This window comes from Castellaniella sp. (assembly GCF_034675905.1).
Lineage (GTDB): Bacteria > Pseudomonadota > Gammaproteobacteria > Burkholderiales > Burkholderiaceae_B > Castellaniella.
In genome coordinates this window covers 360,706-372,877 of record NZ_JAUCCV010000002.1, presented here as the reverse complement: position 1 = coordinate 372,877, position 12,172 = coordinate 360,706, and the positions used below count along the sequence as shown (strand labels likewise).

Annotated in this window: 9 protein-coding genes; 3 read left to right on the top strand and 6 right to left on the bottom strand. The window is 64.8% G+C overall.

The window, feature by feature from the left end:
* Positions 1-14: 14 nt before the first annotated feature.
* On the bottom strand, positions 15-1,232 hold the full coding sequence (locus VDP79_RS02905; RefSeq protein WP_323016729.1) for an amino acid ABC transporter substrate-binding protein: 1,218 nt from the start codon (positions 1,230-1,232) through the stop codon (positions 15-17).
* A gap of 221 nt (positions 1,233-1,453) precedes the next feature.
* On the opposite strand from VDP79_RS02905, the gene VDP79_RS02900 reads away from it, so the two are divergent.
* Positions 1,454-1,819 (top strand): DUF2325 domain-containing protein, encoded by a 366-nt coding sequence (locus VDP79_RS02900; RefSeq protein ID WP_416233034.1) that lies wholly within the window; start codon positions 1,454-1,456, stop codon positions 1,817-1,819.
* A gap of 6 nt (positions 1,820-1,825) precedes the next feature.
* Here the strand turns inward: VDP79_RS02900 and VDP79_RS02895 are convergent, their stop codons facing one another.
* The 4 genes from VDP79_RS02895 to uvrA form a co-directional block, all read right to left on the bottom strand.
* Positions 1,826-2,485: a C40 family peptidase gene (locus VDP79_RS02895; protein WP_323016728.1), complete on the bottom strand. Its 660-nt coding sequence runs from the start codon at positions 2,483-2,485 to the stop codon at positions 1,826-1,828.
* Between the two features lie 163 nt (positions 2,486-2,648).
* On the bottom strand, positions 2,649-3,344 hold the full coding sequence (locus tag VDP79_RS02890) for an aminotransferase class IV (RefSeq protein WP_323016727.1): 696 nt from the start codon (positions 3,342-3,344) through the stop codon (positions 2,649-2,651).
* Positions 3,316-4,527: an aminodeoxychorismate synthase component I gene (locus tag VDP79_RS02885; RefSeq protein ID WP_323016726.1), complete on the bottom strand. Its 1,212-nt coding sequence runs from the start codon at positions 4,525-4,527 to the stop codon at positions 3,316-3,318. Before VDP79_RS02885 ends, VDP79_RS02890 begins: the two co-directional genes overlap by 29 nt.
* Complete coding sequence (gene uvrA, locus VDP79_RS02880; protein ID WP_323016725.1) at positions 4,524-10,220, bottom strand: excinuclease ABC subunit UvrA; 5,697 nt, start codon at positions 10,218-10,220, stop codon at positions 4,524-4,526. The genes VDP79_RS02885 and uvrA overlap by 4 nt, the downstream gene beginning before the upstream one ends.
* Before the next feature lie 232 nt (positions 10,221-10,452).
* Here uvrA and VDP79_RS02875 point away from each other — a divergent pair, with 232 nt between their 5' ends.
* Complete coding sequence (locus VDP79_RS02875) at positions 10,453-10,581, top strand: hypothetical protein (RefSeq protein ID WP_003803595.1); 129 nt, start codon at positions 10,453-10,455, stop codon at positions 10,579-10,581.
* A 123-nt stretch (positions 10,582-10,704) separates the two neighbouring features.
* Positions 10,705-11,670, top strand: coding sequence for a glycosyltransferase family 2 protein (locus tag VDP79_RS02870; RefSeq protein ID WP_323016724.1), 966 nt, complete (start codon positions 10,705-10,707; stop codon positions 11,668-11,670).
* 13 nt (positions 11,671-11,683) lie between these two features.
* Here the strand turns inward: VDP79_RS02870 and VDP79_RS02865 are convergent, their stop codons facing one another.
* The gene (locus VDP79_RS02865) at positions 11,684-12,166 is read right to left on the bottom strand and encodes a hypothetical protein (RefSeq protein WP_323016723.1); all 483 of its coding nucleotides are present in this window, start codon (positions 12,164-12,166) and stop codon (positions 11,684-11,686) included.
* Positions 12,167-12,172 lie beyond the last annotated feature (6 nt).

The following is a 12,172-nucleotide window of genomic DNA, read 5'->3' as shown; positions in this document are numbered from 1 at the left end:
AAGATTGCCGGGGATTAGCGCTTCGACCAGTCGGGCATGGGGTACTGGGGTTGGGCCAGGAATTTGTCGCCGTCAAAGACGGCCGCCGGCTTGCCGTTCTGCACCTGGATCACCGTCTGGTCCAGATGAATCTGACCGTTGTCGGCGAATTTGATATGTCCGTACAGGCTGTTGAAGTCGCTGGCGGCCAGGGCATTGCGCACGGCTTTGGGTTCCAGGGTGCCGGCTTTTTCGATGGCCTTGACCAGCGCTTCGACGTCGGCCACGCCCGATGCTGCATGGTAGTCGGGTTCGTAGCGGTACTGGGCGCCCCAGGCTTTGGCGAACTGGGCTGCATCGCCGAACCAGTCGTCCTTCAGGGTTTCGCTGGGCAGCCAGGCCGTCATGCCAAAGGCGTATTCGGCATCCTTGCCCAGAGCCTTGCGGAAGTCTTCGCTGGGCACGCCGACGGTGAAGGAATAGAACTTCGGTGACACATCCAGGCTTTTCGCCTGGCGGATGAAGTTCAGGATTTCGGTTTCATGCCCGGCGACCAGGACGGCATCGGCCTGTTTGGACTTGATCTGCGAGAGCAGTGTGTTGAAGTCGCTGGCGTTGGAACTGTAGCGTTCATCCAATATGGTCTGGACCCCAGCCTCTTGCAGCAGCGGCCGGGTGCCTTTGGCGACCGACACATCAAAGGAATCGTCCGCGTACAGCAGGGCGACCTTGGCAGGCTCTGGCTTCAGCTGCTTGAACATCTTGATCGTGCTGCCGAAATAGTCGCTGGCGGGCGCCAGCGTGCCGAAGACGTATTTGAAGCCTCTGGAAAAAATCTGGTCGGATGCTCCGCCGCCTTGAACCATGGGGATCTGGTATTTTTCCGAGACCGCCGAATCCGCCAGGGCGAAGTTGCTGGCGAAGGGCCCCAGCAGGAAATTGACCTTGTCTTGGGACACCAGCTGCGTGTATTGGCGCACGCTCAGATTGACGTCGGACTGGTTGTCGTAGATTTTCAGGGCCAGGGTATATTTTTTCCCATTGAGGGTCACGCCGCCCTTGCGGTTGATCTGATCGACGGCCAGCTGGTAGGCGTCGTTGTAATACCGCCCGGTATTGGCGACCGGGCCGGTCAGCTGGACGGATGCGCCCAGCAGAATCTGATTGTCCGCCGCCTGGCTGACGCCGCTGGCCAGGCCCAGGGCCAGTGCGATGGCGGTGCAGGGCAGGCCATGCCGAAATAGCATATGCATGGAAAAGTCTCCTGATGTTTGTTCTGTGTGGAATTGTGCGCCCTGACACATAACGTTCATCTGAACACTCTCTGACCAAAGGCTGAACATCACGGCAAGCCTGATGGCGTCCCCAAAATTTAATTACACTTGGGGATTGCGTTGATAAATAGGAATGATTATTATTTGTATTCATTGATGGAAAGCAGAGGCTTTCCTGTTTCCTTTCAGGAGCCGTTCTCATGGTGCAATCTCAAGTCAGTGCCTTGGTTGTCGGCGCAGATCGGCTGGGCAATATTCCCGATCTGCTGCGAGACCACAATATCGCGATCCGGCACCATATCAGCGGCCGGGATCCGTCTCATCAGAAAAAGGCGCCGACCTTGCCTTCAGGCACGGATCTGGTGATCTTGTTGACGGATTTTCTGGGGCATAACGTCATGAAGACGTTTCGGGCGGCCGCCCAGCGTGCGGGCGTGCGGGTGATGACCTGCCGTCGGTCGGTGTGCAGCATGCAGCAGGCATTGGATCAGTGCGGGTACTGTAAGGCGTGCCCTTTGCGAGCAAACCCCGAGGCCGTTTCTGCGGCCCGGATGCGTTTGAACTGAGGTTAGTTAGCGCCGAGCGGTTTCGGGCTGGGTTTGCAGGCGGCGCGCACCGTTGTAGCGTTTGCGCCAGTAGGCGATGTCCATGCTTTCGACGCGGATGGCGGCGCCGGTGCGCGGAGCATGCACGAATTGATGGTTGCCCAGGTAGATGCCGACGTGTGAAAACCGGCGGCCCAGGGTATTGAAGAACACCAGATCGCCCCGGCGTAGTTCGCCGCGGTCGATCGAGATGCCTTCCTGGGCTTGGCTGCTGGCGGTGCGCGGCAGTTTCAGCCCCAGGGATTTTTCAGCCGCATAGGCGACCAAGCCGCTGCAATCGAAGCCTTCGCCAGGCGCATCCCCGCCGTATCGGTATTTGACCCCCAGAAACTTCAGGGCCGTCGTCGCCATGGTCTTGGGACGTGGACTGGAAGACGCGCCGGACTGCGGATAGTCGATGGCCAGATTGTCTTTGGTATCCAACCAAGCGCCCAGCGGGTCGGATTGGGTGCTGAGCAGATAGTTGTCGCGCAGCAGGTGGTTGGACGTAGCGTCCGCCGTTTGGCGGGGCTGGGTGGCGCACCCGGCCAGAGCCACCGCGCCAGCGCACAAGGCCAGTTTCAAGATGCGTGTCACCGGGGAAGGAGACGAATGGGATTGTGCGCAGGCGGAATGGGGCGGCGGCATGGGTATCTGGATTCGTTCTTCGGCGTGCGGCCCGGCTAAGACCAGTGAACGCCTGGGGATTGACAAACGCTGCCCACCCTTGCGGGGCAACCGTCCGATTCTAAAGGATCATGGGGGGGCGGGTAAAGCTGTGCATGCAACCAGCCTGTGTTTCTGCCCAGTGTCATGCGGCATCCAGTTGCGCATCCAGCCAGCCGCGCAAGGCGTTCGAGACCCGCAGGGCCGGCGCGTGGCGCAGATCGACCAGGCTGAGCGCCGCTTCGCGGACCAGGCTTTGGTCCAGCAGCCATTGGCGCTGGACGCCGGGCAGGATCGTGCCGTCAGCCGGCGGCGTCAGCCAGCAGCCTTGGGCGTCGCGGACATAGAGATTGCATCGGCTGCCTTCGCAGAGCGCGCCGGCTGCATCGCCAAACACCAGATCGAAGTAGTCCGGATGGGCCAGCAGCCAGTCCTGGGCGGCGCTGAACCAGGGGCGGCGGGTCGTCTTGTGCCGGCGCCAGATGCTGGCGTCGGTGGCTGACGGCGCTTCATCCAGTCGCTCTTGGGCCAGCGCCAGCCGGACCGGCGTCGGCGTGTCGGGCAGCGGCGTCGTTTCCAGGGATAGCGCGCCATCGGCAGCCAGCAGCAGCCGGATGCGCCAGACGGGACTGGGTTCGCTGGGGCGTCCATCCTGGGCCAGCGCCGCCGTGGCGCTTGCGCGGATGGCGGCGGATACCTGTGCGTTCAACGCAACCGGGTCCAGCGGGTAGCCCAGCGCGGCGGCAGAGGCTTGCAGCCGGGCCTGATGGCCGGGCCATAGGGCGATCCGGCCGTGTGCCAGCCGCATGGTCTCAATCAGGGCAGGGGGCGTGGGCGTCATGCAGGGTCCAGCGGTTCAGGATTCTGGCCTTCCAGAGGCATTCCTGCCATTCCTCATCGGCCTGGGAGTCAAAGACGATACCACCGCCGACGCCGAACTGAGCCTGGCCGTCGCGCATCTCAATGGTCCGGATGGCGACGTTCAGGGAAAAATCGCCGTTGGGCGCCAGCCAGCCGACGCTGCCGCAGTAGATGCCTCGACGCCTGTGTTCCAGCGCCTGGATGGCCTGCATGGCGGCGATCTTGGGGGCGCCCGTGATCGAACCGCAGGGAAACAGGGCCTGCAGGACCTGGGGCAGGGGAACATCAGGGGCTTCGGCCTGCACCGAGGAAGTCAGCGTCCAGACGGAAGGGTAGCCCTCCAGGTGAAACAGCGACGGCACGCGCACGCTGCCCGGCGTGGCGATGCGGCCCAGATCGTTGCGCAGCAGGTCGACGATCATCAGGTTTTCCGCGCGGTTTTTGCTGCTGGTCAAGAGCGCTTCGGCGGCCTGCCGATCACGAACGGGGTCCGGGTCGCGGGGAGCCGTGCCTTTCATCGGGCGGGTCAGCAGGCGGCTGCCCCGGCGGGCGACAAAGAGTTCGGGGGACAGCGACAGCACCCAGCGATCGCCGTCGCGCAGGCAGGCTGCCTGGGAAACGGGGTGGCGGGCGATCAGATCCTGGTAGACCTGCGCGGGTGACAGGTCGGCCGGCCACTCCAGCTGCAGCGGGATGGTGTAGTTCACCTGATAGTAGTCGCCGCGTCCGATGCCTTCGCGGATGGCGGCGATCGCCTGGGCATGATCGGCTTTGGATCGGCTGCTGTGCATGGACAGGCCTGGCATGGCGGCATCCGAAGGCGCGGCGGGCCGCGTGCAGGCGTCTGGGGCGGCGGTCGGCGGATCTTGCGCCGGATCTTGGCAGCCGTGCTCCCGCGCCCGGGCGTACACCAGCGCGGTCAAGCGGGGCAGCGCGTCGGGGGGCGGATCGTGTGGGGCAAGACTATCGTCCAGCCAGGCGCCCAGCTCGTAATCCAGCAGCAAGGCTACCCAGTGACCGGCTTGGCGGGCGGTCTCGATGGCGTCCCAGGCGGCGGGCAGGTCCGACCGTCGGTGCACGGCAATCCGCCCGACGGGATCATCCAGCCGCAGGGACCAGCCGGTCAGGCGGTTTTCAAACAGGCAGTCGGATGTGGCGTTCATGCCGATGCCGGGGACCGCTGCAGAAATTCCGCCAGGATGCGTCCGGTATGGGTGGCGGTCGCGCACAGCTGTTCGGGGCTGCCTTGGGCCACGACCTGACCGCCCTGGTCGCCGCCTTCGGGACCCAGGTCGATGATCCAGTCGGCTTCGGCCATCACGTCCAGATTGTGTTCGATGACCACCACCGTATGACCGGCTTCGACCAGGCGATGCAGCACGCCCAGCAGTTTTTCCACATCCGCCGTCGACAGACCCACGGTCGGCTCGTCCAGCACATACAGTGTGTGGGGGGCGCGGGACGCCCTGCCGGTGCGCAGCACGCCTTCATCCAGATGGGCCTTGGTCAGTTCCGTGACCAGCTTGATGCGCTGGGCCTCGCCGCCCGACAGCGTGGGGGACGGCTGGCCCAGGGTCAGGTAGCCCAGGCCGACGTCCTGCATCAGCTGCAGGGCGCGGGCAATCTTGCGGTGGGCGGAGAAATGGCCGATGGCGTCATCGACTTCCATGCGCAGCACGTTGCCGGCGCTGCGGCCGTTCCATTGCACGCCCAGGGTTTCCTGGTTGAAGCGGGCTCCGTGGCAGGCGTCGCAGGGCACTTTCACATCCGGCAGAAAGCTCATTTCGATGGTGCGCATGCCTTGGCCTTCGCATTCGGGGCAGCGGCCATCGCCGGTATTGAAGGAAAAGCGTGAACCCGTCCAGCCGCGCAGGCGCGATTCGCGCGTGCTGGCATACAGTTTGCGGATGTCATCCCAGAAGCCGACATAGGTGGCCGGGCAAGAGCGGGGCGTCTTGCCGATCGGTGTCTGGTCGACTTCCAGCACCCGGTCGATGGCTTCCCAGCCGCGAATGTCGCGGCAGCCTTGCCAGGGAACGGACAGGCGGCTGTTGACCCGACGGCCAAGATTGTCCAGCAGCACTTCGCGGGCCAGGGTGGATTTGCCCGAACCCGACACGCCGGTGACAACCGTCAACCGGCCCAGCGGCACGCGTGCGCGTGCCTGGCGCAGGTTGTGCAGGCTGGCGTCGATGATGTCGATGGACGGTGTCTGCCCGTCAACAGCGCGGCGTCCGTGCATGGGGTGAATCAGCGGTTCGCGCAGATAGCGGCCAGTCAGGGATGCAGGATTCTTGGCGATGTCGGCCACCGTGCCTTGGGCGACCACCATGCCGCCGCGCGTGCCGGCGCCCGGTCCGATGTCGATCACGTGTTCGGCGCGGCGAATGGTGTCTTCGTCGTGCTCGACGACGACCAGGGTGTTGCCGTTGCCTTCCAGCCGGCCCAGGGCGTCCAGCAGGATGCGGTTGTCGCGCGGGTGCAGGCCGATCGTGGGTTCATCCAGCACATAGCACACGCCTTGCAGGTTCGAACCCAGTTGGGCCGCCAGCCGGATGCGTTGGGCCTCGCCGCCCGACAGCGTGGGCGCCGCCCGGTCCAGGGCCAGGTAGCCCAGTCCCACGTCCATCATGAAGTTCAGACGACCGCGGATTTCCGTCAGGATGTCGCGGGCGATCTCGGCCTCGCGCCCCTGGGTGCCCAGCCCCAGGAAGAAGCGTTGCGCATCGCTGACGGGCAGGGCAGCCAGTTCGGCGATGGATCGTTCATGCCAGCGAAAGGCCAGGGCCACGCGGTTGAGCCGCTGACCGTGGCACTGCGGGCAGGTCTGCAGGGCGTCGTCCGGGCCGCTGTCCAGCCAGACGGATTCTTCACCCGTCTGTTCTTCCGTGAAGCCCGCCAGGGATTGGCCCGTGCCGAAGCAACCGGGACACCAGCCATGGCGCGAGTTGTAGGAGAACAGGCGCGGGTCGGGTTCGGGAAAGCTGGTGCCGCAGTTCGGGCAGGCCCGCTTGATGGAAAAGGTGAGCCGCTGCGGATGAGGGGCCAGCCCGGCGGCGCGGCGAGCCTCGATCGTCGCGGGGCCGGCCGCCGTCAATCCCGTCAGGACGCGGAAACTGCCGTGGCCCAGCGCCAGCGCCGCGCGTACGGCATCGCGCAGGCCGGCTTCGTCGCGGGCATCCACGATCAGGTCGCGCACCGGCAGTTCGATGGTGTGTTCCTGGTAGCGGTCCAGGCGCGGCCAGGGGGCGACCGGGATGAATTCCCCGTCCACGCGCAGATGGGTGTGCCCGTGCGAGGCAGCCCATTTGGCCAGATCCGTGTAATAGCCCTTGCGGGCCACGACCAGCGGGGCCAACAGGCCGATATGGTCACCCGTATGATCGCGCAGCAGTTGGGCGACGATCTGTTCCGGCGTCTGGGGCGCTACCGGCACCTGGCAGTCCGGGCACATCTGCGTGCCCAGACGCACGTACAGCAGGCGCAGGAAATGGTGGATTTCCGTCATGGTGGCGACGGTGGATTTGCGCCCGCCCCGGCTGGTGCGCTGTTCGATCGCCACGGTCGGGGGAATGCCGTAGATGGCGTCCACATCGGGCTTGCCGGCTGGCTGCACGATGGCGCGGGCGTAGGCGTTCAGGGATTCCAGGTAGCGGCGCTGGCCTTCGTTGAACAGGATATCGAAGGCCAAAGTGGATTTACCGGACCCTGATACGCCGGTCACGACGGTGAAGGCATTGCGCGGGATATGGACGTCGATGCCTTTCAGATTGTGTTCGCGGGCGTTGACGATATGGATATCGGCGCTGGCGGATGCCGCAGAAGGCTGTCGTGCGGGCTCTCGCAGCATCAGGGCGGGATTGTCGAGCTGGCGGGCGTAGTCGGCCAGCGCCTGGCCGGTATGGGACGAGGGGTGCCGCATCAGCTGGTCGGGCGTGCCCTGCGCGATGATGCAGCCGCCCTGGTCGCCGCCTTCCGGCCCCAGGTCGACGATCCAGTCGGCGGCGCGGATCACGTCCAGATTGTGTTCGATGATCAGCAGCGAATGCCCGGCGGCCAGCAATTTGCGAAAAGCCCGCATCAGCCGGGCGATGTCGTCGTAGTGCAGGCCGGTGGTGGGTTCGTCGAACAGCAGCAGGCTGCCTTTCAGCATGCCCTGCGGCGCGCGGGATTTGGCCGCTGCCGCCAGATGGCCGGCCAGCTTCAGGCGCTGGGCCTCGCCGCCCGACAAGGTGGGCACCGGTTGGCCCAGGCGCACGTATTCCAGTCCCACGTCGGCCAACGGCGCCAGGCCCCATTGCACGTCGCGCAGGCCTTTGAAGAACGTCAGGGCTTCGCTGACCGTCATGTCCAGGACTTCGTCGATGGATGCCGTGCGGCCCAGGTGTTCGATGCGCGCTTCCAGGATCTGCGGGCGAAAACGCTTGCCGTTGCAGTCCGGGCAGCGCAGGTACACGTCCGACAGAAACTGCATTTCGACGTGTTCGAATCCGGTACCCCCGCAGCCGGGGCAGCGGCCATCGCCGGTGTTGAAGCTGAAGGTGCCGGCGGTATAGCCGCGTTCCTGGGCCAGTTCGGTCGCCGCGAACAGCTTGCGGATGGCGTCAAAAGCGCCGACGTAGCTGGCCGGATTGGAGCGGGCCGTTTTGCCGATGGGGGTCTGATCGACCAGCACCACGTCGGCGATCTGCTCGGCCCCCAGCAGGGCGTCGTATTCGCCGGGGGCTTCGGTCGGTCGGCCCAGACGTTTGAGCAGGGCGGGGTGCAAGACGTCCTGCACCAGGGTGGATTTGCCGGACCCCGAGACGCCGGTCAGGCAGGTCAGCCGCCCCAGCGGCAGGGAAAAATCGATGTTTTTCAGATTGTTGGCTCGCACGCCCTGCAACAGCAGGCGCGGCGTCTTGTCCGCCACCGGCATGGGGCGAGGGGATTCAATACGCTCGCGACCGCCGAAATAACGGCCTGTCAGCGTATCGGCCGCCGCCAGTTCGGCAGGGGTGCCGTCGAAGACGATATGCCCGCCGCGTTCGCCGGGGCCGGGGCCGATGTCCAGGATGCGGTCGGCCGCCACCATGACCTGCGGGTCGTGTTCCACCACGACCAGCGTGTTGCCGTGGTTGCGCAGTCGCTGCATGACCTGAACGATGCGATGGATGTCGCGCGGATGCAGGCCGATGGAGGGTTCGTCCAGCACGAACAAGGTATTGACCAGGGATGTGCCCAGGGCGGTGGTCAGATTGATGCGCTGGACTTCGCCGCCCGACAGGGTGCGGCTCTGGCGATCCAGCGACAGATAGCCCAGGCCCACGTCGCACAGAAAGCGCAGGCGGGTGCGGACCTCGTCCAGCAGTTCGTTCAGGGCTTCGTCCAGCGCCTGGCCCAGTTCGATATGCTCGAACCAGTCGCGCACGCGTTCGATGGGCAGACGCATCAGGTCATGCAGGCCCAGGCCGGGCAGACCCGCCAGCTGTGTGGCGGTCCAGCGGGCATGGGCAGGTTGGAATCGCGGGTAGCCCGGAATCTCTTCCGTGCTGCGGCCCAGCCGCCACAAAGTGGCATCGGCCTTCAGCCGGGCGCCCAGGCAGACCGGGCAGGGCGTGTAGCTGCGGTATTTAGACAGCAGCACGCGCACGTGCATGCGGTAAGCCTTGGTTTCCAGCCAGTCGAAAAACCGTTGGGCGCCGTACCACTGGTGCTTCCAGGCCGAGGGGCCGCCCTTCCAATCCGGGGCGCCGTGGATCACCCAGGTTTTTTCCGCTGCCGTCAGGTCGCGCCAAGGGGTATCCAGGCGGATGCCGATCTTGGCGGCGTAGTGCTCCATTTCCTGCTGGCATTCCTTGTAGCTGGCGGTTTGCCAGGGCTTGACCGCGCCGTCGCGCAGGCTACGGGTCTCGTCGGGAACCACCAGGCCGTAGTCGATGCCCATCACGCGGCCAAAGCCCTTGCAGGCCTCGCAGGCGCCCAGCGGCGAATTGAACGAGAAGGTGCTGGGCAGGGGCGTGCTGTATTCGATGTCGCACTGTGCGCAGTGCAGGCCGGCGCTGAAGCGCCAGGCCTCTTCGTGATCATCGAACAGGGCGTATACCGTCAGCCGGCCGTTGCCCTGATGCAGTGCGGTTTCCAGGGCCTCGTCGATCCGGGCGGCTTCGGCGTTGCCCAGGCGGAAGCGGTCCTGGATGACGTGCAGACGGCGGGATGGGCTATCGGCTTTGCGCTTGGCCGGGCGGGATGCTTTGGGGGGCTTGCCGCTGGCGGAAACCGGGTTGTCCGCCAGGCGGTCGGCAGTTGATCCGGGCGTGCCGGCAGCAGGTTCGTGGACGCGCGTGTAACCTTGTTGCTCCAGAAAGCCGCGGACTTCGTCCTCGGTGAAATTGCCCGGCACCGTAATGGGAAAGGTGACGACCAGCCGGGGGTCGGCGGCGGCGCACAGAGCGTCCAGCTGCCGGCGGATGCTGGACGGGTTGTCGCGCACCACCGGTCGCGCGCAGCCGGCGCAATGCAGGTGGCCGGCGCGTGCGTAGAGCAGCTTCAGGTGGTCGTTCAGTTCCGTCATCGTGCCCACGGTGCTGCGCGAATTGCGCACCGGGTTCACCTGATCGATCGCGATGGCGGGCAGGATGCCTTCGATGCGGTCCACCTGGGGCTTGTCCATGCGGTCCAAGAACTGGCGCGCATAGGGCGAGAAGGTCTCGACGTAGCGGCGCTGGCCTTCGGCGTACAGCGTGTCGAAGGCCAGTGATGACTTGCCCGAGCCGGACACGCCGGTCACCACCAGCAGTTCGCCGGTGCGGATCGTGACGTCCAGGTTCTTCAGATTGTTCTGGCGGGCGCCGAAAATGCGGATGGGTGCGTTCATGGCGCCATCATAATCCGCGCGTCAGCCGGATGGTGGCGGTGGCCGGGTGCGCTGCCGGGGTATCGGCGACCCCGTGATGGCGGGCGTCTTTCGCCGGGTCTTGGCAACCGCCGCAGATGCATGTGTTACCAGACTGAGCCGTCCGCCAGACGGGATTGGGGTGGTCAATAGGGATCTTTGCTAAAATGGCGTGTTTTGCATACCAAGCCCGCCTTACACCCAGGAGATTCTCATGGCTGAAATCAAACGCACGCGCCGCAACACGCTCGAACGCCGTTGCCTTGGCAAAGCGTTCAAGCGTCTTTTCGTGCGCGCCCCCAAAGGCGTCTTCAAGATGCTGGAAAAGGTCAAGCGCGTCTAACTTGCGCCAGACCCGCCGTATTGTTTACATACAATTCGGCATCGGGGAAACCACGGACACCATCGTCCGTGGTTTTTTTTTGCCGCTATCATGGGGCCGAGAAAACAAGAGGAGTCCACCGGCATGGCTTGCTGGCGTCATTTGTTTTCCGTTGTTACCCCCACATTCAATCGGGCGCATACGCTGGAACGCGTCTATCGTTCGCTGCAGGAACAGTCGTTCCAGGATTTTGAATGGGTGGTGGTGGATGACGGGTCTACCGACGATACCCGCGCGCTGGTGCGAGGGTGGCAACAGGAAGCCAGTTTCCCCATCCGTTACATCTGGCAAACCAATCAACATAAGAAAACAGCCTTCAATCATGGCGTGCGCCAGGCGCGGGGTGAATGGCTGGTGGCGATCGACAGCGATGATGAGTTGGACCCCAATGCGCTGTATCAGATGGCGCTGGTCTGGGATCAGGTGCCGCCGGCGCAGCGCGGTCGGTATGTGGCCATCACCGGGCTATGCGCCCGGCCCGATGGCCGGGTCGTGGGGGATATGTATCCCCAGGACGTCATGGACATCACATCGCTGGACATGACGTTCCGCTACCATGTGCGCGGCGAAAAATTCGGCTGTCTGCGCACCGATGTCTTGCGCCAGTTCCCTTTTCCGGAAGACATTCCGGGCTTTGTGCCCGAAAGCCTGGTATGGCGGGCCATCGCCCGGGCAGGCTACCTGACGCGCTTCGTCAATCAGGTGTTCCGGGTCTATCACGATAGCGAGGATGGCCTGTCGCGCCGTAGCCGGTCCGCCGACAGCAGCCGTCATGCCCTGGGCTTGTGGCTGCTGTCCTACGATACGGTGGAATGCTGTCTGCCTTGGCTGCGCTACCAGCCGTCGTCCTTTTTGGCGGCGGCGGTACGGTACACGCGCTTCGCGCTGCATCTGCGCGCCCGCCGCGTGGCCCGGCCGCAGGGGCGGCGTCTGACCCATCCGCTGTCCCGGCTGCTGGTGGTCGCCATGTGGCCGGCGGGGGCGGTGCTGTATGTGCGCGACCGGATGCGCGAATCCGCCGCCCGCAGCAAACATTCCGTGGCGATCTGATCACATCCTGCGATCAGTGCAGGGTGCGCCCTGCCTCCGGGGGATCGATATCGTCGTCGGCATCGGGTTCATCGATATCGGCGGTGTCGTCCTCGTCATCCGGCAGGTGGTCTTCCGACAGTTCAAAGGGCAGCAACTCGGACAGCTCATCCGACCAGCCGGCTTCTTCGCCTTGGGCGTCGACCTTGATGAAGCGGCAGCCGTCCAGATCGGACAGCTGGATTGCCCACAAGAGTTCGCAGTCAACGGGTTGGCCGTCGCTCAGGTCCAGCCCGCCGCCATTGCCCAGGAATCGCGCGCCAGGGCCGCCGGCCTGGACATGCGGGAGATCTTCGGCCTCGTCGTTGGGGCCCAGCGGCAGGGCGAACAGCGCCCATTCAAAGCCTTCGTCGGGTTCGGTGATGATTTCGGCAATCACGGGTTTGCCCATATAGGCGCACAAAGCGTCGGCCGTGCGGCCCAGCAAGTCGGCCTCGGCGGTGGTGAAGGTCAGCATGGTGGT

Bases quoted from the DNA above. Each gene is read 5' to 3' on its own strand.
- VDP79_RS02890 (WP_323016727.1), bottom strand. From the start codon at position 3,344: ATGACGCCCACGCCCCCTGCCCTGATTGAGACCATGCGGCTGGCACAC.
- VDP79_RS02905 (WP_323016729.1), bottom strand. From the start codon at position 1,232: ATGCATATGCTATTTCGGCATGGCCTGCCCTGCACCGCCATCGCACTG.
- VDP79_RS02900 (WP_416233034.1), top strand. From the start codon at position 1,454: ATGGTGCAATCTCAAGTCAGTGCCTTGGTTGTCGGCGCAGATCGGCTG.
- VDP79_RS02895 (WP_323016728.1), bottom strand. From the start codon at position 2,485: ATGCCGCCGCCCCATTCCGCCTGCGCACAATCCCATTCGTCTCCTTCC.
- uvrA (WP_323016725.1), bottom strand. From the start codon at position 10,220: ATGAACGCACCCATCCGCATTTTCGGCGCCCGCCAGAACAATCTGAAG.
- VDP79_RS02885 (WP_323016726.1), bottom strand. From the start codon at position 4,527: ATGAACGCCACATCCGACTGCCTGTTTGAAAACCGCCTGACCGGCTGG.
- VDP79_RS02870 (WP_323016724.1), top strand. From the start codon at position 10,705: ATGGCTTGCTGGCGTCATTTGTTTTCCGTTGTTACCCCCACATTCAAT.
- VDP79_RS02875 (WP_003803595.1), top strand. From the start codon at position 10,453: ATGGCTGAAATCAAACGCACGCGCCGCAACACGCTCGAACGCCGTTGC.
- VDP79_RS02865 (WP_323016723.1), bottom strand. From the start codon at position 12,166: ATGCTGACCTTCACCACCGCCGAGGCCGACTTGCTGGGCCGCACGGCC.